This window comes from Cryobacterium sp. MP_3.1, from assembly GCF_035984795.1.
GTDB classification, from domain to species: Bacteria; Actinomycetota; Actinomycetes; order Actinomycetales; family Microbacteriaceae; genus Cryobacterium; species Cryobacterium zongtaii.
This window is the reverse complement of sequence record NZ_JAXCHV010000014.1, coordinates 1-21,892: the sequence shown is the minus strand read 5'-3', so window position 1 is coordinate 21,892 and position 21,892 is coordinate 1. Positions and strand designations below refer to the sequence as shown.

24 protein-coding genes are annotated in these 21,892 nt (G+C 68.9%); 9 read left to right on the top strand and 15 right to left on the bottom strand.

Annotation, left to right across the window (positions count from 1 at the left end; translation table 11 throughout):
* Positions 1–2: 2 nt before the first annotated feature.
* From RCH12_RS10600 to RCH12_RS10585, 4 genes are all read right to left on the bottom strand, one after another.
* Complete coding sequence (locus tag RCH12_RS10600) at positions 3–878, bottom strand: carbohydrate ABC transporter permease (protein ID WP_103431687.1); 876 nt, start codon at positions 876–878, stop codon at positions 3–5.
* Positions 875–1,849: a carbohydrate ABC transporter permease gene (locus RCH12_RS10595; protein WP_103431688.1), complete on the bottom strand. Its 975-nt coding sequence runs from the start codon at positions 1,847–1,849 to the stop codon at positions 875–877. Before RCH12_RS10595 ends, RCH12_RS10600 begins: the two co-directional genes overlap by 4 nt.
* A gap of 6 nt (positions 1,850–1,855) precedes the next feature.
* Positions 1,856–3,178: an extracellular solute-binding protein gene (locus tag RCH12_RS10590; RefSeq protein WP_103432111.1), complete on the bottom strand. Its 1,323-nt coding sequence runs from the start codon at positions 3,176–3,178 to the stop codon at positions 1,856–1,858.
* Between the two features lie 80 nt (positions 3,179–3,258).
* On the bottom strand, positions 3,259–4,308 hold the full coding sequence (locus RCH12_RS10585; protein ID WP_243399201.1) for a LacI family DNA-binding transcriptional regulator: 1,050 nt from the start codon (positions 4,306–4,308) through the stop codon (positions 3,259–3,261).
* A 143-nt stretch (positions 4,309–4,451) separates the two neighbouring features.
* Between RCH12_RS10585 and RCH12_RS10580 the strand changes: the two genes are divergently transcribed.
* A complete protein-coding gene (locus RCH12_RS10580; protein WP_327016833.1) occupies positions 4,452–5,924 on the top strand; it encodes a lipase maturation factor family protein in 1,473 nt (490 codons plus the stop codon).
* A gap of 27 nt (positions 5,925–5,951) precedes the next feature.
* Here RCH12_RS10580 and RCH12_RS10575 read toward each other — a convergent pair whose 3' ends face one another.
* Genes RCH12_RS10575 through idi form a run of 8 tightly spaced genes read right to left on the bottom strand, consistent with a single transcriptional unit; the run spans position 5,952 to position 12,095 of the window.
* Positions 5,952–6,320 carry an RNA-binding S4 domain-containing protein gene (locus RCH12_RS10575; RefSeq protein WP_088456025.1) on the bottom strand — a complete coding sequence of 123 codons (369 nt, stop codon included), beginning with the start codon at positions 6,318–6,320 and terminating at the stop codon, positions 5,952–5,954.
* 31 nt (positions 6,321–6,351) lie between these two features.
* Complete coding sequence (locus RCH12_RS10570) at positions 6,352–7,266, bottom strand: prenyltransferase (protein WP_103431691.1); 915 nt, start codon at positions 7,264–7,266, stop codon at positions 6,352–6,354.
* Positions 7,263–7,613 (bottom strand): lycopene cyclase domain-containing protein, encoded by a 351-nt coding sequence (locus RCH12_RS10565; RefSeq protein ID WP_327016832.1) that lies wholly within the window; start codon positions 7,611–7,613, stop codon positions 7,263–7,265. Before RCH12_RS10565 ends, RCH12_RS10570 begins: the two co-directional genes overlap by 4 nt.
* Positions 7,610–7,936, bottom strand: coding sequence for a lycopene cyclase domain-containing protein (locus tag RCH12_RS10560; RefSeq protein ID WP_423739413.1), 327 nt, complete (start codon positions 7,934–7,936; stop codon positions 7,610–7,612). The genes RCH12_RS10565 and RCH12_RS10560 overlap by 4 nt, the downstream gene beginning before the upstream one ends.
* Positions 7,936–9,573: a phytoene desaturase family protein gene (crtI, locus tag RCH12_RS10555; RefSeq protein ID WP_327016869.1), complete on the bottom strand. Its 1,638-nt coding sequence runs from the start codon at positions 9,571–9,573 to the stop codon at positions 7,936–7,938. Before crtI ends, RCH12_RS10560 begins: the two co-directional genes overlap by 1 nt.
* Positions 9,570–10,478: a phytoene/squalene synthase family protein gene (locus tag RCH12_RS10550; protein ID WP_103431693.1), complete on the bottom strand. Its 909-nt coding sequence runs from the start codon at positions 10,476–10,478 to the stop codon at positions 9,570–9,572. The genes crtI and RCH12_RS10550 overlap by 4 nt, the downstream gene beginning before the upstream one ends.
* The gene (locus tag RCH12_RS10545; protein WP_103431694.1) at positions 10,475–11,521 is read right to left on the bottom strand and encodes a polyprenyl synthetase family protein; all 1,047 of its coding nucleotides are present in this window, start codon (positions 11,519–11,521) and stop codon (positions 10,475–10,477) included. The genes RCH12_RS10550 and RCH12_RS10545 overlap by 4 nt, the downstream gene beginning before the upstream one ends.
* Positions 11,514–12,095, bottom strand: a complete 582-nt coding sequence (gene idi, locus RCH12_RS10540; RefSeq protein WP_103431695.1) for an isopentenyl-diphosphate Delta-isomerase — start codon at positions 12,093–12,095, stop codon at positions 11,514–11,516. The genes RCH12_RS10545 and idi overlap by 8 nt, the downstream gene beginning before the upstream one ends.
* Positions 12,096–12,177: 82 nt before the next feature.
* Here idi and RCH12_RS10535 point away from each other — a divergent pair, with 82 nt between their 5' ends.
* Both RCH12_RS10535 and RCH12_RS10530 read left to right on the top strand, forming a co-directional pair.
* Positions 12,178–12,750, top strand: coding sequence for a MarR family winged helix-turn-helix transcriptional regulator (locus tag RCH12_RS10535; RefSeq protein ID WP_327016831.1), 573 nt, complete (start codon positions 12,178–12,180; stop codon positions 12,748–12,750).
* A 64-nt stretch (positions 12,751–12,814) separates the two neighbouring features.
* Positions 12,815–13,342: an adenine phosphoribosyltransferase gene (locus RCH12_RS10530; RefSeq protein ID WP_103431697.1), complete on the top strand. Its 528-nt coding sequence runs from the start codon at positions 12,815–12,817 to the stop codon at positions 13,340–13,342.
* A 187-nt stretch (positions 13,343–13,529) separates the two neighbouring features.
* On the opposite strand, the gene deoC is transcribed toward RCH12_RS10530, so the two are convergent.
* Complete coding sequence (gene deoC / locus RCH12_RS10525; protein WP_103431698.1) at positions 13,530–14,243, bottom strand: deoxyribose-phosphate aldolase; 714 nt, start codon at positions 14,241–14,243, stop codon at positions 13,530–13,532.
* A 99-nt stretch (positions 14,244–14,342) separates the two neighbouring features.
* Between deoC and RCH12_RS10520 the strand changes: the two genes are divergently transcribed.
* Positions 14,343–14,792 carry an NUDIX domain-containing protein gene (locus RCH12_RS10520; protein ID WP_088456035.1) on the top strand — a complete coding sequence of 150 codons (450 nt, stop codon included), beginning with the start codon at positions 14,343–14,345 and terminating at the stop codon, positions 14,790–14,792.
* On the opposite strand, the gene RCH12_RS10515 is transcribed toward RCH12_RS10520, so the two are convergent.
* Positions 14,773–15,645, bottom strand: coding sequence for a DUF1295 domain-containing protein (locus RCH12_RS10515; protein WP_327016830.1), 873 nt, complete (start codon positions 15,643–15,645; stop codon positions 14,773–14,775). The two genes, RCH12_RS10520 and RCH12_RS10515, sit on opposite strands and share 20 nt — an antisense overlap.
* Entirely contained in the window at positions 15,642–18,173 is a 2,532-nt protein-coding gene (locus tag RCH12_RS10510) for an ATP-dependent DNA ligase (protein ID WP_327016829.1), read from the bottom strand. The genes RCH12_RS10515 and RCH12_RS10510 overlap by 4 nt, the downstream gene beginning before the upstream one ends.
* Before the next feature lie 82 nt (positions 18,174–18,255).
* Here RCH12_RS10510 and ku point away from each other — a divergent pair, with 82 nt between their 5' ends.
* From ku to RCH12_RS10485, 5 genes are all read left to right on the top strand, one after another.
* Entirely contained in the window at positions 18,256–19,209 is a 954-nt protein-coding gene (gene ku, locus RCH12_RS10505) for a non-homologous end joining protein Ku (protein WP_327016828.1), read from the top strand.
* 33 nt (positions 19,210–19,242) lie between these two features.
* Positions 19,243–19,827 carry a CDP-alcohol phosphatidyltransferase family protein gene (locus RCH12_RS10500; RefSeq protein WP_327016827.1) on the top strand — a complete coding sequence of 195 codons (585 nt, stop codon included), beginning with the start codon at positions 19,243–19,245 and terminating at the stop codon, positions 19,825–19,827.
* A gap of 122 nt (positions 19,828–19,949) precedes the next feature.
* The gene (locus tag RCH12_RS10495; protein ID WP_088457974.1) at positions 19,950–20,363 is read left to right on the top strand and encodes an FHA domain-containing protein; all 414 of its coding nucleotides are present in this window, start codon (positions 19,950–19,952) and stop codon (positions 20,361–20,363) included.
* Complete coding sequence (gene ftsR, locus RCH12_RS10490; protein ID WP_088456039.1) at positions 20,363–21,061, top strand: transcriptional regulator FtsR; 699 nt, start codon at positions 20,363–20,365, stop codon at positions 21,059–21,061. The genes RCH12_RS10495 and ftsR overlap by 1 nt, the downstream gene beginning before the upstream one ends.
* A 149-nt stretch (positions 21,062–21,210) precedes the next feature.
* On the top strand, positions 21,211–21,762 hold the full coding sequence (locus RCH12_RS10485) for a MerR family transcriptional regulator (RefSeq protein WP_088456040.1): 552 nt from the start codon (positions 21,211–21,213) through the stop codon (positions 21,760–21,762).
* Positions 21,763–21,892: the final 130 nt, after the last annotated feature.

Genomic DNA, 21,892 nt, shown 5'->3' with positions numbered 1-21,892 from the left:
GACTAACCTTTCACGCCGGAGCCGATATCGCTCGAGACGAAGTGCCGTTGGAACAGGATGAAGAGCACGACCGCCGGGGCGGCCAACACGCAGGCGCCGGCCAGGATGGCGCCGAACGGGTTCGCCGCGGTGGCCGCGACGTTGCTGAGGTAGTTCGCCAGTGAGACCGCCAGCGGTTGCAGCGAGGCCTCCTTGGTGATCAGGAACGGCCAGAGGAACTCGTTCCACGGGCCGATGAAGGTGAGCAGGACCACGGTCAGCAGCGCCGGCCGCACGAGCGGCAACGCGATGCTCCAGAGGATCTTCAGTTCGCCGGCGCCGTCGATCCTGGCGGCGTCGAACAGAGCACTCGGCACCTGCAGGAAGTACTGCCGGAAGATCAGCACCGCCGTGGAGTTGATCGCGAACGGCAGGATCATGCCCAGGTAATTGTCGGCCAGGCCGTAGTCCCTGGCGATCATCACGTAGAGCGGGATCATCAGCAGCTGGAAGGGCACCACCTGCACCAGCAGCACCAGCGCGAAGGTGATGCCGCGGCCGCGCCACTGCAGTTGAGCCAGCGCGTAGCCGACCAGCACACCGAACACGACCGTGCAGAGGATGACGCCCCCGGCGAAGATGCCGGAGTTGGCCAGTCCCTGCAACAGGTCGATGCGACTGTTGATGGCGGCGTAGTTCTCCACCGTGATGTTCGCCGGGTTGGGGAACGCCCCGGCCACGGTCGAGTCCGGTTCCGTCTGCAGGGAGCCGATCACCATGTAGTAGAACGGGAACAGGAACACCAAGGCGCCCACGAACAGCACCACGTAACGCAGGATGTTCTGCCCGCGGCTCAGGCCGTCGACCTTGGCCACCCGGGTGCGTTCGGTGTTGCTCATGAGTCGTCCCCTCCGGCCAGCTTGCGTTGGATGAATGCCAGAATCAGCACGCCGATCACGAGGATGACCCCGATCGCGGCGGCGATGTCCGGTGCGCCCTGCTCGATGCCGCGCTGGTACATCAGCAGCACGGGCGACGACGAGGCGCCGTTGGGTCCGCCACCGCCGGTGAGCAGATAGGGCTCCGTGAACAGGTTCGCGCCGGTGACGGTGGCCAGCAGCAGGACCAGCACCGTCGCCGGCCGCACGCCGGGCACGGTGATGGAGAAGAACATCCGGATTTTGCCCGCACCATCCGTCGCCGCGGCTTCGTACAGCTCCTCGGAGACGTTCTGCAGGGCGGCCAGGTAGAGCAGGATGAAGAAACCCATACCCTTCCAGGTGACGAAGATCGCGATGGTGGGCATCGCCCACTGCTCGTTGATCAGCCAGGCCGGGTCGGGGGCCAGCGGGCCGAGGATCTGGTTGACCAGGCCGTTGCCGCTGAACAGGAAGATCCAGACACCGACCACGGCCACGCTGGCCGTGACGTACGGCACATAGAAGGCCACCCGCAGGAAGGTGCGAGCGTGGACGACCTTGTTCAGCGCCGTGGCGAGCACGAGGGAGAGCACCACGGTGAGGGGCACGTTGATCAGCAGGAAGATCCCCACATTGCCGAACGAACGGATGATCGCGGGGTCGGAGAGCACTTCCTGGAAGTTCGCCAGGCCGACGAACGGGCGGTCCACCACGGCGCCGGGTGCGGCGAAGAAGTAGTCGTGGAAGGACATGTAGAAGGCGAAGACCAGCGGATACGCGAAGACCAGCAGCACGAAGACCAGGTAGGGGGCGCTGAGCACGAGCCCGAGCGGGTTCTTGCCCAGCCAGCGGCGCCGCACGGAGCGGCGGGGGCCCCCGCCGCCAGGCTGTGCAGGCCTGGCGGCGGGGTTCGGGGTGACGTTCCCGGAGGAGACTGTCGGGGTGGACATCAGGGGTTACGGCTGCGCAATCAATTCGTTGACCTTGTCGGCCGCGGCGTCGAAGGCATCCTGGATGTCTCCCTCACCGGTGATGACGCTCTTCGTCCAGGCGTCCCGGAATGCCTGCCAGGCGGCGACGGAGTTGGCCACCTGGGGTACCTCGACCGTGCGCGATGCCTGGTCACCGAACTGCTCGTAGGCCGGGTTGGCCGCGAAGTAGTCGGGGTAGGCCTCGGTCAGGTCCGCACGCAACGGCATCTGGCCGGTCAGCTCGAGGAGCTGGCCGTCCTGCTCCTCACTGGTGGCGAATTTCAGCACGTCCCAGGCGGTGGCCTGGTTCTCGCAGGCCGTGAACATGCCGACGTTCTTCGCGTCGCTGAAGGTGTACGCCTCCTCGGGGGCGACGCCGGCGCTGGTCGGGAACGGGACCGCTCCCCAGTTCACGGCATCCTTGTAGACCGACACGGCCCAGGGGCCGGCGCTGGACATGGCCGCCTTGCCGTCGGCGAACGAGTCACCCTGGTACTGCTCCTTGCCCGCGAGGCCTTCGGCGTAGAGGGTCTTCCAGAACTCGCCGACCGCGACGCCCTCGTCAGAGTTGAACGTGGCTTCGCCGTCCTCGACGAAAAGCGTGCCGTCGGTCTCGGCCGCGTAGGTCGGGTAGAAGTCGAACCAGCTCTGGAAGAACTGGCTGGTGGGCGAGGGGTAGATGGCGTACTCCGCCGCGCCGCTGGAGACCAGGGTGCGTGCGGTGGCGGTGAACTCCTCGTAGGTGCCCAGCGCGGGGTTCTCCGGGTCGAGCCCGGCCGCGGCGAAGAGGTCCTTGTTGTAGAACAACATCACCGGGTTGGACTTCCACGGCATCTGGTAGAACTTGCCGTCGTCGCTCTGGTACTGGTCGGCCAGGTCGCCGGTGCGTTCTTCAATGTACGAGTCGCCGTCCTCGAAGCTGCTGAGGTCGACGAGGCCGCCCTGCTTCTGGAACTGCGGCACCGCAACGGGTGCGGTGTTGAAGACCAGGCACGGAGCGTTGCCGGCCGTGATGGCGGCGCCGATGACCTCTTCGCTGCTCTTACCGGCCGGAATCTCCTGGGCCTTGACCTGCTCATCGGGATTGTCGGCGTTCCAGGCGTCGACCATCGCCTTGCCCCAGATGACCTCGTTCTCGTTGTTCGAATACCAGATGGTGATGTCGCCGCGTTCCGTGGCCGAACCGGAGTCGCCGCCGCTGGAACAGGCGCCCAGGGTGACGATCATGGCCGCGGAGGTGGCGGCGGCGGCCAGGAGTCGCCGGGTTGCTCGCGCACTGCGGTGCGGTCTTGTGGTGCTGCTGTGCATTTCCTTCTCCATTCATGAATCCGCAGCGGCTCTGCTGCGGCATGGTGTGTCGTTGATAAGGCTCTGTGCAGGTGTGACGACTAGCGGGGTGCCGGAATGGCTGCCGAGCCCCGGATGATCAGCCGGGCGGCGGGAAGGTCGACGTCGTCGGCGCTTCCGGTGCGGATGAGCCGGAGGAGCGTGGCGGCGGCCGCGCGGCCCCAGACCAGGGGAGTGGCGCCGACGGTGGTGAGCGCCGGGTACACGTACCGGGCGAATTCGATGTCGTCGAACCCGGTGATCGACACATCCTCCGGCACCCTGATGCCGAGTTCCTGGGCCACCCCGATGCCGGCGATGGCCATCGGGTCGTTGGCGAAGACGATGGCGGTGGGCGGTTCGGGCTGGCTGAGCAGCCGGCGTGCGGCGTCGGCGCCGGCGGCGATCGAGAAGTCGGTCTCCACGATCTGGCCGTCCCCGAGACCGGCCGCTCGCATGGCGCCGGTGAAGGCCTCCTGCCGCCGGCTGCCGTGCAGCATGGCGGGGCTGCCGGCGACGTGGGCGATGCGCCGGTGGCCGAGACCGGCCAGGTGGCGCACCGATTCCGCGATGCCGTGGGTGTCGTCGATCGACACGGCCGGGAACGGGCTGGGCTGGTCGGGCCGGCCGAGGGTGACCGTGGGCAGCCCGAGATCGGCCAGGCACTGGATGCGCGCATCGTCGATGCGCAGGTCGCTGAGGAACACCCCGTCGACACGGCCGTCGGTGACCAGGGTGCGGTAGGTCTGCAGCTCGGTCTCCTCGTCGGGCACAACGCTGAGCACCAAAGCGAGTCCCTCCGGGGCGAGAACGGTCTCGACACCGGCGATGAAGGAGGTGAAGAACGGGTCAGACCCGAGCACCTCCGGGTCACGGGCGATGACCAGGCCGAGCGCGAAAGACCGCTTCGACGAGAGCGACCTGGCGCGCAGCGACGGTGTCCAGCCGAGGGCCTCGGCCACCTGGAGGATCCTGGCGCGGGTGTCGGCCGCGACGCCGGGCCGGTCATTGAGCGCGAACGAGACGAGGCCCTTGCTGACCCCGGCCTCCCTGGCCACATCGGCAATGGTCACCTTGGTGGAGCTCTTGACCGAATCCTGGGTGGACTCCACGGGGCCTCCTCGTTGATGGCGACCGGCCCGCATCCGCGGATGCCTGAACCGGTTTAGGGCCAAACCTATACCGGTTTAGTCGACGAAGTCAAGCACTTCTCACATTGAGGCAGCGGCCGCCCGAGCCTAGGGTGAACTGCACCATGGACTGGTTCGGCACCGGGGACTACGACATCGCACGCGAGGTGTTGCAACGGGGGATCGCCGCTGTCTTCCTGGTCGCGTTCTCCTCGGCGTTGGCCCAGTTCCCGGCCCTCCTGGGTGACAACGGGCTGCTGCCGGTGCGCGATTTTGTCGCGCGGGTGCCGTTCGGCCGCGCCCCCAGCCTGTTCCACTGGCGCTACTCCGACCGGCTGTGTCGCCTGGTCGCCTGGTCGGGGATCGTCCTGGCGGCTGCCGTGGTGCTGGGTCTGCCGCAACTGGGCCCGGCCTGGCTGGTGATGATCGTGTTCCTGCTGCTTTTCGCCGGCTACCTGTCGATCGTGAACGTGGGGCAGACCTTCTACGGGTTCGGCTGGGAGAGTCTCCTGGTCGAGGCGGGTTTCGTCGTGGCGTTCCTGGGCTCTGCCGACGTCGCCACGCCGCTGCCCGTCCTGTTCTTCCTGCGCTGGCTGGTGTTCAGGCTGGAGTTCGGTGCCGGAATGATCAAACTGCGCGGCGGGCGGGAATGGCGTGACCTCACGGCCCTGTTCTATCACCACGAGACCCAGCCGATGCCCAACCCGGTGAGCTGGTTCGTGCACCACCTGCCCCGGTGGTTCCATCGCGGCGAGGTGCTCGCCAACCACACCGTGCAGCTCATCGCCCCGTTCCTGCTGTTCGCTCCGCAGCCCGTGGCCTCGGTTGCGGCGGGCGTCATCGTGCTCAGTCAGCTCTGGTTGGTGCTCACCGGCAATTTCGCCTGGCTGAACTGGATCACCATCGTGCTGGCCGCCGCGGCGGTCGACGACGCCGCCTTCCGATGGGTCGGCGGGCTGTTCGTGCCGGCCCTGCGCGCGCCGGAGCCGGCGGCCGTGGCGGGGGAGCAGCCGGCGTGGTTCGTGGTTGTGGTGCTCGCCGTGACCCTCGGCCTGCTGGTGCTCAGCTACTGGCCGGCCCGCAACCTGCTGCGCCGCCGTCAGCTCATGAACGCGAGCTTCAACCCGTTCCACCTGGTGAACGCCTACGGTGCGTTCGGCACCGTCACGAAGGAGCGGTTTGAGGTGGTCGTCGAGGGCAGCGACTCCGACGACCCGCGGGACCCCACGGCCTGGCGGGCCTACGAGTTCCGCGGCAAGCCCGGTGACGTGGCCAGGGTGCCGGGGCAGTTCGCGCCGTACCACTTGCGGCTGGACTGGCTGATGTGGTTCCTGGCCCTCGGGTCACGCGAGTCCCGGTGGTTCGAGGTATTCCTGGCCCGGTTGTTGCAGGGCGACCGCGCCACCCTGCGGATGCTCGCGCACAATCCGTTCGCCGCGGCGCCGCCGCGCTATGTGCGTGCCCGGCTGTTCCTGTACAGGTTCAGCACGCCGGCTGAACGCCGGGCCGAACACGTCTGGTGGGTGCGCAGTGAGGTGGGCACCCTGGTGCCGCCCGTGCGGCTGCCGGCCGACACCGAGGACGGCAGCGCGCCGTGACCCGGCCTGGCTGGGCGGCCCGGCCGGTCAGTGCCCGCGCAGCTCCTCGATCTCGCGGCGCTCACGCTTGGTGGGCCGGCCGGCGCCGCGGTCGCGCATAGGCACCAGGGCCAGCTCCTCGCGCGGCGGCGGTGGCGGCGTGTTGTCCACGAAGCACTCGGCGGCCACGCTCGGACCCACCCGCTTGACGATGATCCGCGACACCACGAGAACCCTGTCGAACCCGTTGGCCCGGATTCGCACCTCGTCGCCGGGCTTGATGGACTGAGCGGACTTGGCCCGTTCCCCGTTCACCCGAACGTGCCCGGCCCGGCAGGCCGCCGTGGCCTGCGAGCGGGTCTTGTACATCCGCACCGCCCAGGCCCAGCTGTCCACCCGTGCACTGCTCAACTCCATGCCTAGACTCTACGCGGGCCGGGGCGCAGGGTCAGCGCAGCACGACCCAGAGGATGAGCAACATGGTCACCAGGAAACCGGTGAAGAAGTTCAGCCGCAGGAACCGTTTCCAGCCGTTGTTGGCCCGTTCGGACTCGGCGTCGCTGATCGACCGGTACGGCCAGGCGGCGAGAACGTAGGGGATCACCAGCAGTGCGGCGAGCGGCCCCGGCCAGTCGGTGACCAGCATGAGCACCCCGGCCAGCAGCCAGAAACCGATGGCCAGGCGCACGGTCTGCGCGGCACCGAACGCCGTCGCGATCGAGCTGATGCCGCCCTGCCGGTCGGGTTCGACATCCTGCACGGCACCGAAGGCGTGGCTGGCGATGCCCCAGAAGAAGAAGGCCGCCAGCACCGCGACGAGGTCCGGCGTGACCAGGGCGCCCGCAACGGCGAGGCCGTACACGGCCGGGCTCACGAAGTGGATGCTCGAGGTGACCGAGTCCAGCACCGGCCGTTCCTTGAACCGCAGCCGGGGTGCCGAGTAGGCGACCACGGCGAAGAGGCTGATCGCCAGCACCAGCCAGGACCCGGGGTTCGCACCGGCGAGCACGAGCATCAGCAGGAGTACCGGCACCGCCGTCGCGACGCCCGAGACCAGCACAGTGCGGTGCAGGCTCTGTTCGAGCATGGCGCCTTCGACGCCGCCCTTCCGGGGGTTGCGCAGGTCGGATTCGTAGTCGAAGACGTCGTTGATGCCGTACATGAGCAGGTTGTAGGGAATCAGGAAGAACAGGGTGCCCACCACCAGCAGCGCGTCGACGCGGCCCGTCGTGACGACGTAGGCGGCGGCGAACGGGAAGGCCGTGTTGATCCAGCTCAGTGGGCGGGACGACAGCAGCACCTGCCGGAAGGTGTGGCCGAGTCCGGTCGCCGCGGCGCCGGTGGGGGGAATCGACTCGGTCATTCGTCCTGCTCCGATCGTGGGGTGGTCCGGCGGCGTATGGGCGGCCGGGTGTCGCCGCCGAGCAGCGACCAGACGGCCGGAAGCAGCAGGGCCGCGGCCACCGGATACGCAAAGTCTTCCACTGGCGCGATTCCCACGAACACTCCGGAGATCAGGGCCGGGTCGTACGCGACGAGCCCCACCCCGATCATGATGTTATCGAAGACCGCGGTGAGCACGAGCACGGCGGCCAGGGCGAGCCCGGATGCCGCGTAGAGCCGTCTGGAGGCCGGCCGCCGCCACAGGGCCGCGGCAGCCGCCAGGGCCGCGAGGCCGAGGAAGATCGTGTTCAGCGCCAGGTAGCTCATGCGGGGCGCCGTCGCTCCAGCAGCATCCGCGCGCCCTGCAGGGCATTCATGAACAGGTAGCAGAGGAAGGTCAGGAAGAAGACCTCTTCGATCGGCAGCTCGGGGGCCACCTGCAGACCGGTCATGAAGACGGTCTCGCCGCGATAGAAGATGCCGGTACCGATCCCGACCAGGTCCCAGGCCAGGAAGAACAGCACCCCCGACGCGAGCACGACGGCCGCGGCGCGGGGCGCCCGCCAGAAGAACAGGCCGAACCGGCGGTCGAGCACGACCATCCCGGTCAACGACACCAGCAGGGCAAGCAGATACGCGAAACCCAGCATCAGTGCAGAACGACGGCCAGGGGCTCGGGCAGCGGCCCGGTACTCACGTCCCCACGAATCCGTTTGAGCAGGATCTCGGCGCTGATCAGGCACATCGGCAGGCCGATGCCCGGGATGGTGGTGCCACCGGCGTAGTACAGGCCGTCGATGTGCTTGGACACATTGGTGCCCCGGAAGAACGCGCTCTGCTTGAGGGTGTGCGCCGGTCCCAGCGCCCCGCCCTTCCACGAGTTGAGGTCGTCGGCGAAGTCGGCCGGCCCGATGGTGCGCCGCACCAGGATGCGCTCGGCGAGGTCGGGGATGCCGGCCCACTCGGCCAGCTGGCCGATCGCGGCATCCGCGATGCCCTCGACACCGGCCGAACCGGCGCCGTCGATGCCACCGTGGCCGATGCCGGTGTCGGCGGGCACCGGGATGAGCAGGAACATGTTGCTGGCACCGTCGGGCGCCACCCCGGGGTCGGTCGCGCTCGGCAGGCAGGCGTAGAACGACGCCGGGTTGGGCACCGAGGTCTCCGTGCCGAAGATGCGGTCGAAGTTGTCGGCCCAGTCCTCGGTGAAGAACAGGGTGTGATGGGCGAGCTTGGGCAGCTCGCCGCTCACGCCGAGCAGCACCAGCACGGCCCCGGGGCCCGAGGTGCGCTTCTGCCACCAGCGCTCCGGGTAGGTCTGCTTGGCGGGTTCCACCAGTTCGGTTTCGGTGTGGTGCAGGTCGGCGGCCGAGACGACCAGATCGGCATCCAGTCGCACGGTCTCGCCGGCCGCGTTGGTGTAGGTGACGCCCTCGACGGCCGCCTTGGCGCGCCGGCCGACAGGGGTGGGCCCGCTGCGGATGGCCTGCACGGTGGCACCGGTTTCGATGGTGACGCCCTCCGCGCGGGCCAGGTCCACGATGCTCTGGATGAGCCGGCTGAAGCCGCCCTGCGGGTAGAGCACACCGTCGGCCAGGTCGAGGTGGCTCATCAGGTGGTACATCGACGGGGTCCGGTCGGGCGAGGAGCCGAGGAACACTGCCGGGTAGCCGAGGATCTGGCGGATGCGCGGGTCGCGGAAGTAGCCGGCAACGAATTTATCCAGCGGCTGCAGCAGGAGGCGGCCGAGCCGGCCCATCCTGGAGAGCACGTCCTGCACCAGCAGAGGCTTGAACGAGGCGAAGCTCGTGTACAGGAACCTGTCCACGGCCATGTCGTAGGTTTCCTTGGCACTGGCCAAGTACTTCTCCAGGCGGGCGCCGGCACCGGGTTCGAGGCTCTCGAACAGCCGGATGTTGTCGGCCCGCTCCGCGCGCACATCCACGGGCTCGGTGTCCGATTCGAAGAACACCCGATAGCCGGGGTCGAGACGGGTCAGCTGCAGCTGCTCGGCCGCGCTCGTGCCCATCAGCCGGTAGAAGTGCTCGAACACCTCCGGCATGAGGTACCAGGACGGACCGGTCTCGAAGCGGAAACCGTCGGCCTCCCAGAAGCCGGCCCGGCCGCCGAGCGTGTCGTGGGCCTCAAGCAAAGTGACCTGGTGGCCCTCCTTGGCCAGGAGCGCCGCGCTGGCCAGGCCAGCGATGCCGCCGCCGATCACCACTGTCCTGGTCGGCGCGTTGGTCGGCGCGTTTCCGGTCGGCGCTGGGCGGGCCTGGCCGCTCACCGTCGCCACGCCTGCGGGCCGAGCGAGGACGAGAGGGCGATCATCAGTTTCTCCGGATCCGGCACCCGAATACGGGTGCTCATCAAACTCTGGGCGGGGGTCTCCCGCAGTTTCGCAGACAACCGGGCGAATAGCCGGTGGGCGGCGGTGACGGCGCGGCGGCTGCCAGGAGGCAGGAGCGGCAGCACCCGCGCGGCGGCGTCGAGGTCGGCATCCATATCGTCCAGCAGCAGGTTCTTCTGCGGTTCGGTGAGCCGGGTGAGGTCGATACCCGGGAAGTAGTTGCGCCCCAGCGCATCCCGGTCGGCGGCCAGATCGCGCAGAAAATTCACCTTCTGGAACGCGGCGCCGAGGCTGCGGGCACCGTGTTCGAGGACGGCCTGCTCCTGCGGCGTCCGAGGGGACTCGCGCAGAAAGCTGCGCAGGCACATCAGCCCGACGACCTCCGCGGACCCGTAGATGTACTCGGCGACACCCGTCTCGGTGAACGGGGCCGGGTCGAGGTCTCGACGCATCGAGGAGAAGAACGGGCGGGTCAGGGCCGGGTCGATGCCGACCCGGCGGGCGGTGACGGCGAACGCGTGCACCACCAGGTTGGTGCTGAAGCCGCGCGCCATCGCGCGTTCGGTTTCGTGCTCGAGATCGTCGAGCAGCTCGCGCTGTCCGGCCAGGTCGATGCCCGCCCCGCTGGCGGCGCCGTCGACGATCTCGTCGGCGATGCGCACGAGCGCGTAGATGCTGCGCACCTCGTCGCGCCGTGCCGGGGCGAGCAGTCGGGCGGCCAGGCCGAACGAGGTGGAGTACTGGGCGATCACCGTGTTCGCGCTGGCCAGCGCGGCGGCGTTGTAGCTGTCCAGGCCCGTCGTCTCCGCGCCGACCAGGGAACCGGCCGTGTCGCGGCTCATTTCTGCCGCGTCACGGCGCTGAGGGCGAGTTGGGTGAGGGTGGCGCGCAGCTCGTCGGGCATGAGCGGGCCCTGCAGGGCCTCAACCGCACGGCTGGCGTACTCGCGGGCGAGAGCATCCGCGGTGTCAGGGGCCCCACAGTCGCGGAGGTGCCCGCGCACCAGTTCGGCCTCGGCCTCGGTGAGGTCGTCCTTGCCCAGGAACGGCGCGATCAGGGGCCACCGGTCGGTGGCGCCGGCGTGCGCGATCAGGGCGGTCTGCTTGCCCTCGCGGAGGTCCGCGAGGACGCTCTTGCCGGTGCTGGCGGGGTCGCCGAACACGCCCAGCAGGTCGTCGGTGAGCTGGAAGGCGACACCGATCAGGCGCCCGAACCGGCCGAGGGCGTCAATGGCCTCCTCCGGCGCGCCGGCCAGGACCGCGCCGGCCTGCAGGGGAGCCTCGAAGGAGTAGATCGCCGTTTTGTGTTCGAGCGTGGTGACCACCTGGTCGATCGTGAGGGGGTCCCGGCTGACGGTGTTGGTCACATCCGCGAGTTCGCCGGCCGCGGAAACGAACACGGCCCGGTCGAGCAGATCGAGCAGCCGGCCGCGCAGTTCGGCGGGCACCGGCAGCAGGGCCAGCGCGCGATGCGCCTCGCTCAGGGCCAGGTCGCCGGCGAGGATGGCCGCTGTGGCGGCCCAGGCCTCGGCCTGCCCGGTTGCCGCACCGTGCGCGATGGCACGTTCGGTGAACCGGCCGGCGATGTTGGCCATACCGCGGCGGGACAGGTCGCGGTCGATCACGTCGTCGTGGATCAGGAACGCCGTGTGCAGGAGCTCGAAGCTCACCGCGACGGGCGTGGACAGGGTGCGGTCGGTGCCGCCGAAGCCGTCGTAGGCGGCCAGCACCAGGGCGGGGCGGACCCGTTTGCCGCCGCGGCTGGCCTGGTCCAGGGAATCCCAGAGCGCGACGTAGTGGTCGCCGTAGTCGCTGGCGCGCAACCGGGCCGCGGCGAAAAACCTGTGCAGTTCGGTTTCGACGCCCAGCGTCACGATCTCATGCACGGAAGGTCTCCAGTTCGCGCATCTGCAACACCATCCAGGGACTGAAAGCGAACGGACTGGCCAGCACCGAGCGCCGCAGGGTCTCGGGCTGGGTCCAGGTGAATTCCATGACCTCGTCGGGGTTGGGCACCGGATCCGCGGATGCCCGCGCCAGGTAGACCGGGCACACCTCGTTCTCGACGATGCCGCTGCTGTCGGTCGCGCGGTAGCGGAACAGGGGCAGGGCCAGGTCGATGCGGTCGATGTCGAGTCCCAGTTCGAAGTCGGCGCGCCGGTGCACGGCGTCGGTGAGAGTTTCGGCCGGGGCCGGGTGGCCGCAGAAGGAGTTGGTCCAGACGCCGGGCCAGGTCTTCTTGGCCAGTGCCCGCCGGGTCACCAGGACCTCACCGCGATCGTTGAAGACGTAGCAGGAGAACGCCAGGTGCAGGGAGGTGTCCGCGCCGTGCACGCTGCTCTTGGCGGCGGTGCCGATCTCACGACCCTCCTCGTCCAGCAGAACGACCAGATCGTCGGCAGGGGCGGCGTGCCGAGATTCGATGGTGTCGAATTCGATCGTGTGTTCTGCTGTGTGCATCACGGGACTTCCTCTCGTGCAGCCAAGATACCCGAAAAAGTACCTAACCGAGTTAGCGATATTCGAGGCTAGCATGGTGCCTATGCCTCCCGCCGTCGTACCCGCCGCCGAGCCGAGTCGACTCGGTTCCGACGCGTACTGGTACCCGGATGCCGCCGCCGGCGCCGGCGGGGAACCGGCCACCGCGGTCGACGTGCTCCGCGCCGTGCGCAGGTTCCGCGCGGCCGACGTGGCGATGCGCATCCGGGCGCGCTCCGACATGGACATGAACGACTCCGACCTGGTCGCCCTGCGGCACCTGATCGCGGCGGAGGAGCGCTCGGAGCCGATCGGCCCGAAGGACCTCAGCGCCGTTCTCGGCATCACCTCGGCCGCCACGGCCAAGCTGCTCTCCCGGCTGGAGGCATCCGGTCGGCTGCGCCGGGAGCCGCACCCCAGCGACCGGCGGGCGCAAGTGCTGCACGCCACCCGGCGCGCTCACGACGAGATGCGGCGCACCCTGGGAGCTGCACACCAGAGGATGCTGGCGGCCGCCGAGAAGCTCACCGCGCCGGAGCAGCTCGCCGTGGTGCGTTTCCTCGACGAGCTCAGCGGAGCGATGGACGAGCCGGCCGACTCGGCCGCGCCAGACGCCGACGCCCCCACCGCACCCTGACTCTCGGGTTCCGGTGGCTGCCGTTGGCCGAGGAGCGACGAAGCCGGGCGGTACCCTGGAGTACGTGATTATTCCCGCCGCCCAGCACGTGCACACCCTTCTCGCCTCGTATCCGGACTTCCCCCAACCCGGGATCCTGTTCCGTGACCTCAACCCGGTTTTCGCCGATGCCGTGGCCTTCCGAGCGATCATCGATGACCTGAGCGAGCGCTACCGGGGCCAGTTCGACGCCGTGGCCGGCATCGAGGCCCGTGGGTTCCTGCTCGCGGCCGGGATCGGTTACGCCGCGCAGTGCGCGGTCCTCGCGGTACGCAAGGGCGGAAAGCTCCCCGGCACGGTGCTGACGGAGGAGTACGACCTGGAGTACGGCTCGGCACGCCTCGAACTCGAGGTCGGGCAGCTGCCCGCCGGGTCCCGGGTGCTCATCGTGGATGATGTGCTGGCCACCGGCGGCACCGTCGCGGCCACCGCGCGCCTCATCGAACGGGCCGGCTACCTGACGATCGGTGTCGGCGTGGTGCTCGAACTGGCCGAGCTCGACGGGCGTAGCCGTATCAGCGGCGCACCCGTGCACACGATCGTCTCGGTCTAGCCGCGCGCTTTGTGACCCGTGTCGCACGGTTCCTTCGGCACGGGTCGTCTCCGATGGCACAGGTTGTTGCTCGCGGCACGTGGTATCTCCGACGGCCCGGGATAGAACGCAGGCCGCCGCGATTGCCACGTGCCGCCGGGGCTAACCCGCGCCACGACGCTCGTGGCGGGGTCAGGCCCGGGTACCGCTAGTAGGCGGCGGGGTTGGCCGAGGGCTCGACGGCTGCGCCGGAGAGCACGGCCTTGCTGCCCGACACGCCGAGGCGGCTCGCGCCGGCCTCGATCATGGCGAGAGCGTCGGCGTGGCTGCGCACCCCGCCGGAGGCCTTGACGCCGAGGGCATCGCCGACGGTTTCGCGCATCAGGCGCACGGCGTGCACGGTGGCGCCGCCGGCCGGGTGGAACCCTGTCGAGGTCTTGACAAAATCGGCGCCGGCGGCCACGGCCGCGCGGCACACGCCGACGATCTCGTCGTCGGTGAGGGCGGCGGACTCGATGATCACCTTGAGGATCAGGGGTGCGGGGATCTCGGCGCGCACGGCGCTGATGTCGGCTTCGACGAGATCGAATCGGCCGGCCTTGGCCGCACCGATGTCGATGACCATGTCGACCTCGTCGGTGCCCTGCGACACCGACAGGGCGGCCTCGGCGGCCTTGATCGAGCTGGCGTGCTTGCCGCTCGGGAACCCGCAGACCACGGCGACCTTGAGGTCGGCATCCGCGGGAAGGGTCAGCGGCAACATCGACGGCGACACGCAGACCGAGTAGACACCGAGCTCGACGGCCTCGGCGATGAGGCCGGCCACGTCGGCCTGGGTGGCCTCGGGCTTCAGCAGGGTGTGGTCGATATAGCGGGCCAGGCCGGCGGCGTCGAGTGCGGTGGCGGGTGTGGAAGAGGTCATGCTCGTAAGTCCTTTGGGAGGGGCGGCGAGGTGTCCGCCTGGCTCGATCTTACCCGGCGCGCGGATGATGTTCCCTGGCGGGTGCGGCATGCTTGAGTTATGAGCGGGAGCGGTGATGCGTGGGTCTACGGCCCCGACGGTGCCAGGTTCTGGGGCCGGTACGGGGCGGCCGGTCTGCTCGTGCACCATCCCGACCTCGGTGTCCTTCTGCAGCACCGTGCCCTGTGGAGCCATCAGGGCGACACCTGGGGAGTCCCGGGCGGCGCCAGGCACGAGAACGAGAGCGCCCTCGACGCCGCGATCCGGGAGGCCGGCGAAGAGGCCGGTGTTCCCGCGCACCTGCTCAGGCTGAGCTTCAGTTCGGTGGTCGACCTCGGCTTCTGGTCGTACACCACGGTGGTCGTCCGGGCGCTGGAACCGTTCGACCCGATCATCAGTGACACGGAGAGCATCGCGCTGCGTTGGGTGGCGCCGGCCGAGGTGCAGCAGCTGCCGCTGCATCCCGGTTTCGCGGCCAGTTGGCCCGCGCTCAGGGACCGCCTGGTCTGACCGGGCCGTCGCCGGCGGATGCGCCCACCGAGTGGGCCGCCGGTCGGCGCGGGGGCCACGGCACGAGGGCCGAGACCTCGCGCTGATAGGCCCGATAGCCGGGATGCCTGGAGACCGAGATGCTCTCGGTGAAGGCGGTGGATCCCACGAAGAGCAGGGTCAGCAACACCGCGCCGAGCGCACCCGGCTGCAGCCAGGTGCCGGCGGCGATGGCGCCGAAGCCGGCGATCACCCACCACTGGGCGATCTCAGCGAAGTAGTTCGGATGCCTGGAGAACCTGAACAGTCCGCTCCGCAGAAACCCCGGGTCGGCCCCGCCCCGCGCACGGAGCACGGCGCGGGAGCGTTGGAAGTCCCACTGCTGCTGATCGGCCACGGTCTCCCCGGCGAGGAAGGCGAGGAACAGCACGGTGGCGACCAGGTCGGCAGCGCCGAACGGTGTCTGAGGGTGCTGCAGCCCGATCCACGCCGGCAGGGTGATGAGCAGCAGCAACAGGTTCTGGTAGCCGGAAATGAAGACCAGGTTGAACAGGGCGAACCGGCGCCGGCTCATCCGGCGCCCCAGCGCCGCCCACCGATAGTCCTCACCGCCGGGCCGGTAGCCGCCCTTCCGCGCGAAATTGAACGTCAGTCGCAGGCCCCACAGTGTGCCGAGCACGGCCATGACGACCAGCCGGGGATCGGTGAGCCCGCCGGCGACGGCGAACACCCACAGATACACCGGCGGCAGCACCGACCAGGCCCGGTCCACCCAGGAGTACTCCCGGGTCAGAACCGACAGCAGCCAGGTTGTGGCGATGGCGGCCGCACACAGGCTCAGGCACACCAGCAGGGCGGATGCGGCGGCGGTCATCGGGGCGCCGTCCCCTCCGGCACGGCGGTACTCGCCACCGCGGCATCCGGCACCGCGTCCGGCGGCAGCTCCTCGTCCAGCACCACATCGCTGGGCGCTTTGTCTGGGCGCAGGCCCCGCCAGCTCGGGTGCCGCAGCCGGCCGGCCGGGGTCCACCCGGCGAACTCCACTTCGCCCACGAGCACCGGGCGCACCCACACGGCGTCGGACGCCTCCTCCGACGGAACGTCGTCGAACGGGGTGTCCGTCGTGGGCAGCTCGTCGAGCCGGCGGCGCAGGCTGGTGAGGTCGCGGTCGCGAAAGCCGGTGCCGATCCGCCCGGCGTACCGCAGCCGGGCGGAGTCGCCCGCCGTCGGCACGCCCACGAGAAGCGAGCCGAAGGTGTCGCCGCGGTGCCCGTTTCCGGGCCGCCAGCCGCCGATCACGACCTCCTGTGCCCTGACGTGTTTGATCTTCACCCAGCGGTCGGTGCGGCGTCCGCTCGAGTAGGTACTGCCGGTCTCCTTGGCGATCAGTCCCTCCAGGCCGAGTTGCCGGCTGGTGGCCAGCACCGTGGCGGCATCGCCGGAGAAGGACGGCGGCACCTGCACGGTTCCGGTGGGCGTCACACCGGCCTCCAAGGCTGCCCGGCGCTCCGCGTACGGTTGGTCGACCAGAGCCACGCCGTCGTTCTCGAGCAGGTCGAAGACGAAATAGTGCACGGGGGCCCGCCGCTGCGCTCGGCGCACATCACTCTCATCGGTGAGCCCGAGCCTGGTCTGCAGCAGGGAGAAGTCGGGCCGGTTCGTGGTGTCCAGGGCCACGACCTCGCCGTCGAGCACGGCGCCGCCGGTTCCCACGGCCGTTCGCAGGTCGTCAACGAGCTCGGGGAAGGACGCCGTCACGTCGTTGCCGTTCCGGGTGAGGAAGCGCACCTTCCCGTCGCCGTCGAGGTAGGCCAGCATCCGGATGCCGTCCCACTTCATCTCGTAGGCCCAGTCGGACTCCGCCGACAGCTCGCGGAGGCTGCCCAGCCTGGCGAGCATGGGGGAGTATCGGGCCTCGGTGGCACCCCAGCCGGCCGGCACCGATCGTTTCGGCTTCATCAGGTGGATCAGCCAGTTGCGCGACTCCGCACCGCCGGTCCGGATGAGCGCGAACTCGTGTTCGGCACCGCCCAGACCGCCGTCCGGTCGGCCGTGCAGGGTGACGATCACCTCATCGTCCCGCCATTTCTGCAGCGAATAGGTACCGGAATCCCAGATCGACATGGTGCCGGCGCCGTACTCTCCCACCGGAATATCACCCTGGAACTCGAGATACTCCAGCGGGTGGTCCTCGGTGTGCACGGCCAGGTGGTTGCGGGTGGGGTCGACGGGCACGCCCTTGGGCAGCGCCCACGACACCAGCACGCCGCCCTGTTCCAGGCGCAGGTCGAAGTGCAGGGCCCTGGCGTGGTGCTCCTGGATCACAAACGAAGCCCCGCCGCCACCGGCGGGCGCCGGCGGTGTCGCCCTCGGCACCGGCTCAGGGGTGCGCCGGGCGTCGCGCTTGCTGCGGTACTGGTGCAGGCGGTCCTCTTCGGTCCGTGAGGCCGAGCTCGCGCCCGCGTCGATGGCGTCCGCCACCGGGCCCAGCAGGTCCGGGCGTCGTTCCAGTCGCTTCAGCACCTGCCGGTAATCCAGCTGCTCCAGTCCGGGCGACTCCAGCTCCCGCCAGGTTCGCGGTGCCGCCACCAGCGGCCGCAGCAGTCCGCGCAGGCTGTAGGGCGCGATGGTGGTCTTGTTCGCGCTGTTCTGGCTCCAGTCCACGAAGACCTTGCCGTCCCGCAGCGACCGGGTCATCGCGCTGAGAACCTCGCCAGGATGGTCCGCTTCCAATGCCCGCGCGAGTTCATGCGCCACCTGGCCCACCTGCTCCGAGGTGTGGCTGCCGTCCAGCGCCGCATACAGGTGGATGCCCTTGCTCCCACTGGTCACCGGCAGGGTGTCCAGGCCCATGTCCAGCAGCAGCGCCCTGGCCCACCGGGCCACCTCCGCGCACTCGGCGAGGCCGACGCCCTCGCCGGGGTCCAGGTCCAGCACCAGCCGGTCGGGGCGGGCCGGGGCGCCCGCCGCGTCGAACCGCCACTGCGGCACGTGGATCTCCAGGGTGCCGATCTGGGCGAGCCAGGTGAGGGTGGCCAGGTCGTTCACCAGCGGGTACACGGTGGTGCGCGCCTTGTGAGCCAGTTCCCGGCGCTCCACCCAGTCCGGCGTGCCCTCGGCCAGGTTCTTCTGGAAGAACACCTGCCCGGGCTCCTGGGGGGTGCCCACGCCGTGCACCCAGCGCTTGCGGGTCGCCGGCCGGTCCCGCGCATGGCGGATGAGCGCATCCGCGACCGCCGCGTAGTAGCCCAGGATGTCGGCCTTGGTGGTGCCGGTCTCCGGGTACATCACCTTGTCCAGATGGGTGAGGGTGACCCGTCGGCCGCCCACCGTCACGACCTCCCGCTGGGCGCCGTCGGCGCTCACAGCGCCATTCCCCGCAGCCCCCGCGCCAGTTGCCATGTGCCCAGCTTGCTCCACGCCCGCCCGCCGGTCTAGCCTCACCCCATAGGACGGGTGTGTACTGGGCTCTGGAGGACGAACGATGCGATCAATCTGGAAGGGCGCCATCACGTTCGGGCTGGTCAACGTGCCGGTCAAGGTCTACAGCGCCACCGAAGACCACGACGTCGAACTGCACCAGGTGCACGATGCGGATGGCGGACGCATCCGCTACCAGCGCCGCTGTGAGGTCTGCGGCAAGGTCGTCGACTACGCGCACATCGACAAGGCCTTCACCGACGGCGACAAGACCGTCGTGATCACGGATGCCGACCTCAAGTCCCTACCCGAGGAGCGCAGCCGCGAGATCGACGTCGTCGAATTCGTGCCCAGCGACCAGCTCGACCCGATCATGTTCGACCGCAGCTACTTCCTCGAACCGGACGGTTCCTCACCCAAGGCTTACGTGCTGCTGCGCCGCACTCTGGAGCAGACCGACCGCACCGCCATCGTGCACTTCGCATTGCGGCAGAAAACGCGGCTCGCCGCACTCCGGGTGCGCGAGGGCGTTCTGATGCTGCAGACCCTGCTCTGGGACGACGAGGTGCGCGTGGCCGAGTTCCCGGCGCTCGAGCAGGCCGTGAAGATCTCCGACCGGGAGCTGGACCTCTCCGCGGCCTTGGTGGACTCCTTCGCCGCCGATTTCAGCCCGGGCGACTACACCGATGAGTACCAGGCCCAACTGCGCCGCCTCATCGAGGAGAAGCTCGAGAAGGGTGACGCGATCGACACCGAGGCCACCTTCGGCGGCGCCGACGAGGAGGCCGGCGGGGGAGAGGTGCTCGACCTCATGGAGGCGCTGCGCCGCAGCGTCGACCGCAGCCGGTCCGGGGACGGTGCCGCCAAGGCAGGCGCCGCCAAGACCGGTGCCGCCAAGACCGCAGCAATCAAGACCGGTGCCAGCAAGACCGGTGCCAGCAAGACCGGTGCCAGCAAGACCGGTGCCGCCAAGACCAAGGCCGCCACGAAGAAGCCCGCCGCCAGGAAAGAAGCCTGAGCCTCTTCCGTGGCCGCTCGATAGACTCGTGTCGTGACCGGGCCCGTTCCACCTCAGCTCAGCTCCAGGGTGCTGACGGTGCCGAATCTGCTCAGTTTCCTCCGACTGGCGCTGGTCCCGGTCTTCCTCACCCTGCTGGTGCGCGGGGAGGACGCCTGGGCGCTCCTGGTCCTCGCGGTGGCCAGCCTCACCGACTACCTCGATGGCGTGATCGCGCGAAGGTTCAACCAGATCACCCGGCTCGGCCAACTGCTCGACCCGGCCGCGGACCGGCTTTACATCTTTGCCGCACTCGTCGGGCTCGCCTTTCGCGATCTGGTGCCGTGGTGGATCGTTGCCGTCGTCGTCGGTCGCGATGTGTTCCTGCTCGGCTTGGGAGTTGTGCTGGCCAACCACGGTTTCGGCCCGCTCCCTGTGCATGAGCTGGGCAAGGTGGCCACGTTCTGCCTCTTTTATGCCCTCCCGATGATCATGCTCGGCCAGGCGTTCCCGGAGCTGTCCTGGTGGTCGCAGCCGGTCGGCTGGGCGTTCGGTCTCTGGGGCGCCTACCTCTACTGGTGGGCCGGGGTCATCTACGCGATTGAAACGGTTCGGGTGATTCGGCTTCCGCGCGCTTGAAGGTCCGTTCCATCCGATACGATTTACCCAGTAGGAGGTGCACCGTGGTCGATCCCGACGACAAGAAAGAACCCGTGCGTAAGGTGGCGCCTGAGAATGCCACGGGCAACGTCGATACGACGATGACGTTCAGCCAGGAGTTCGCGGCGTCCTTGGCCGCGCTCGACGCCAACGTCACCGTCGAGGAGCAGGAGGCCATCGCGGCACTGCCCTCAGGGTCGGCGCTCCTGGTGGTGCGCCGCGGTCCCAATTCGGGTGCGCGTTTCCTCCTGGATGCCGATGTCACGACGGTGGGACGACACCCGAATGCCGACATCTTCCTCGATGACGTCACGGTGTCGCGTCGCCACGCCGAATTCCTGCGCAACGGCCGCATCTTCCAGGTGAAAGACCTGGGATCGCTCAACGGCACCTATTTCGACGGCGAACGCATCGACCTGGCCGTCCTCACCGACGGATCCGAAGTTCAGGTCGGCAAATTCCGCCTCACGTTCTACGCCTCGCGGCTCGACCTCGTTCACCTGGCGAGCGACTAGTGTCGGCGTCCTCCGCCCAGGCCAGACTGCCGGGCGCGACGTCACTCTTGAGTATCGGCCAGGTCCTGGCCCGGTTGACACCGGAATTCCCTGACCTGACCCCGTCCAAACTGCGGTTCCTTGAGGAACAGGGGCTTGTCTCCCCGGCACGCACGGAGTCCGGCTACCGTAAGTTCAACGGCGGCGACGTGGACAGGCTGCGCCTGATCCTGTCGATGCAGCGCGACCACTACCTGCCGCTGAAGGTGATCCGCGCCTACCTCGATGACCTCGATGCGGGCCTGTCACCGGTTCTTCCCGGCGGCGGGGCGCCCGGTCCGAGCATGCTTGTGATCGCGCGCCGCTTCACCCGCGAGGACCTCCTGCGCGAGTCCGGAGCCTCCTCCACTCTTCTGCACGACGCCGTCACGGCGTCGATCATCGTGCCCGCCGAACACTACGGTGACGACGCCCTCAAGGTGCTCCGCGCCCTGGTCGACCTGCAGCAGAGCGGGATCGAACCCAGGCACCTCCGCGGCTTCCGCGGTGCGGCTGAACGCGAGCTCGGCCTGATCGAGAGCGCCCTGGTTCCGCTGGCCCGCCGGAAGGACGCCTCCAGCCGCGCCAAGGCGGCCGAAATGGCCGTGGAGATCGCCGGGCAGCTCGAAGTGATCCGTGGCAGCCTGATCCGCTCCGCCCTGGGCCGCCTGACCAAATAAGTCGTAGACTGAAAGTTCAACGCACCGAGAACCAGCGTTCTCTCGACACGCCGACACGTTCGGGCGGATGTCATCGGTAGGGGCCGTCGGTCTCGCTAACGTTGAAGTGCGGCCTGAAGGTTCGCATCCACCCCCGAGAGGCGTTCTGTATGAGTGAACTCAATCCCCGAGATGATTCGTCTCGGTACGGTCAGGGGCTGCTCTTCACCGACGGGATGCCCGAGCTCGACGAGAACTCCGGCTATCGGGGGGCCGTCGCGGCGCGCGCCGCGGGTATCAGCTACCGCCAGCTCGACTACTGGGCCCGCACCGAACTCGTGGAGCCCACGGTTCGCGGCGCGGCCGGCTCCGGATCGCAGCGGCTCTACGGCTTCCGCGACATCCTGGTACTCAAGCTCGTCAAACGTCTGCTCGACACCGGCATCTCCCTGCAGCAGATCCGCACCGCGGTCAACCAGCTGCGCGAATCAGGCGTCAACGACCTGGCTCAGACCACCCTCATGAGCGACGGCGCCAGCGTCTACCTCTGCACCTCCAACGACGAGGTCATCGACCTCGTCAGCCGCGGCCAGGGTGTCTTCGGCATCGCCGTCGGCAAGGTCTTGCGCGAGGTGGAAACCACCCTCGTCGAACTCGACACCCAGACCGCTGACCCGTCCGACGAGCTCGCCGCCCGTCGTGTCTCCCGCAAGGTCTCTTAGCCTGCGCGAACCGTGAGAAAAGCCCCGAAACGCTCCTTGGGTTCTAGCGGTCGTTGCAACACCCCGTACTTCTGGGAGTTGCAACGACCGTGTCTTCGTTAACGAGTGGAAACCCGTCTTCGGGTGAGAA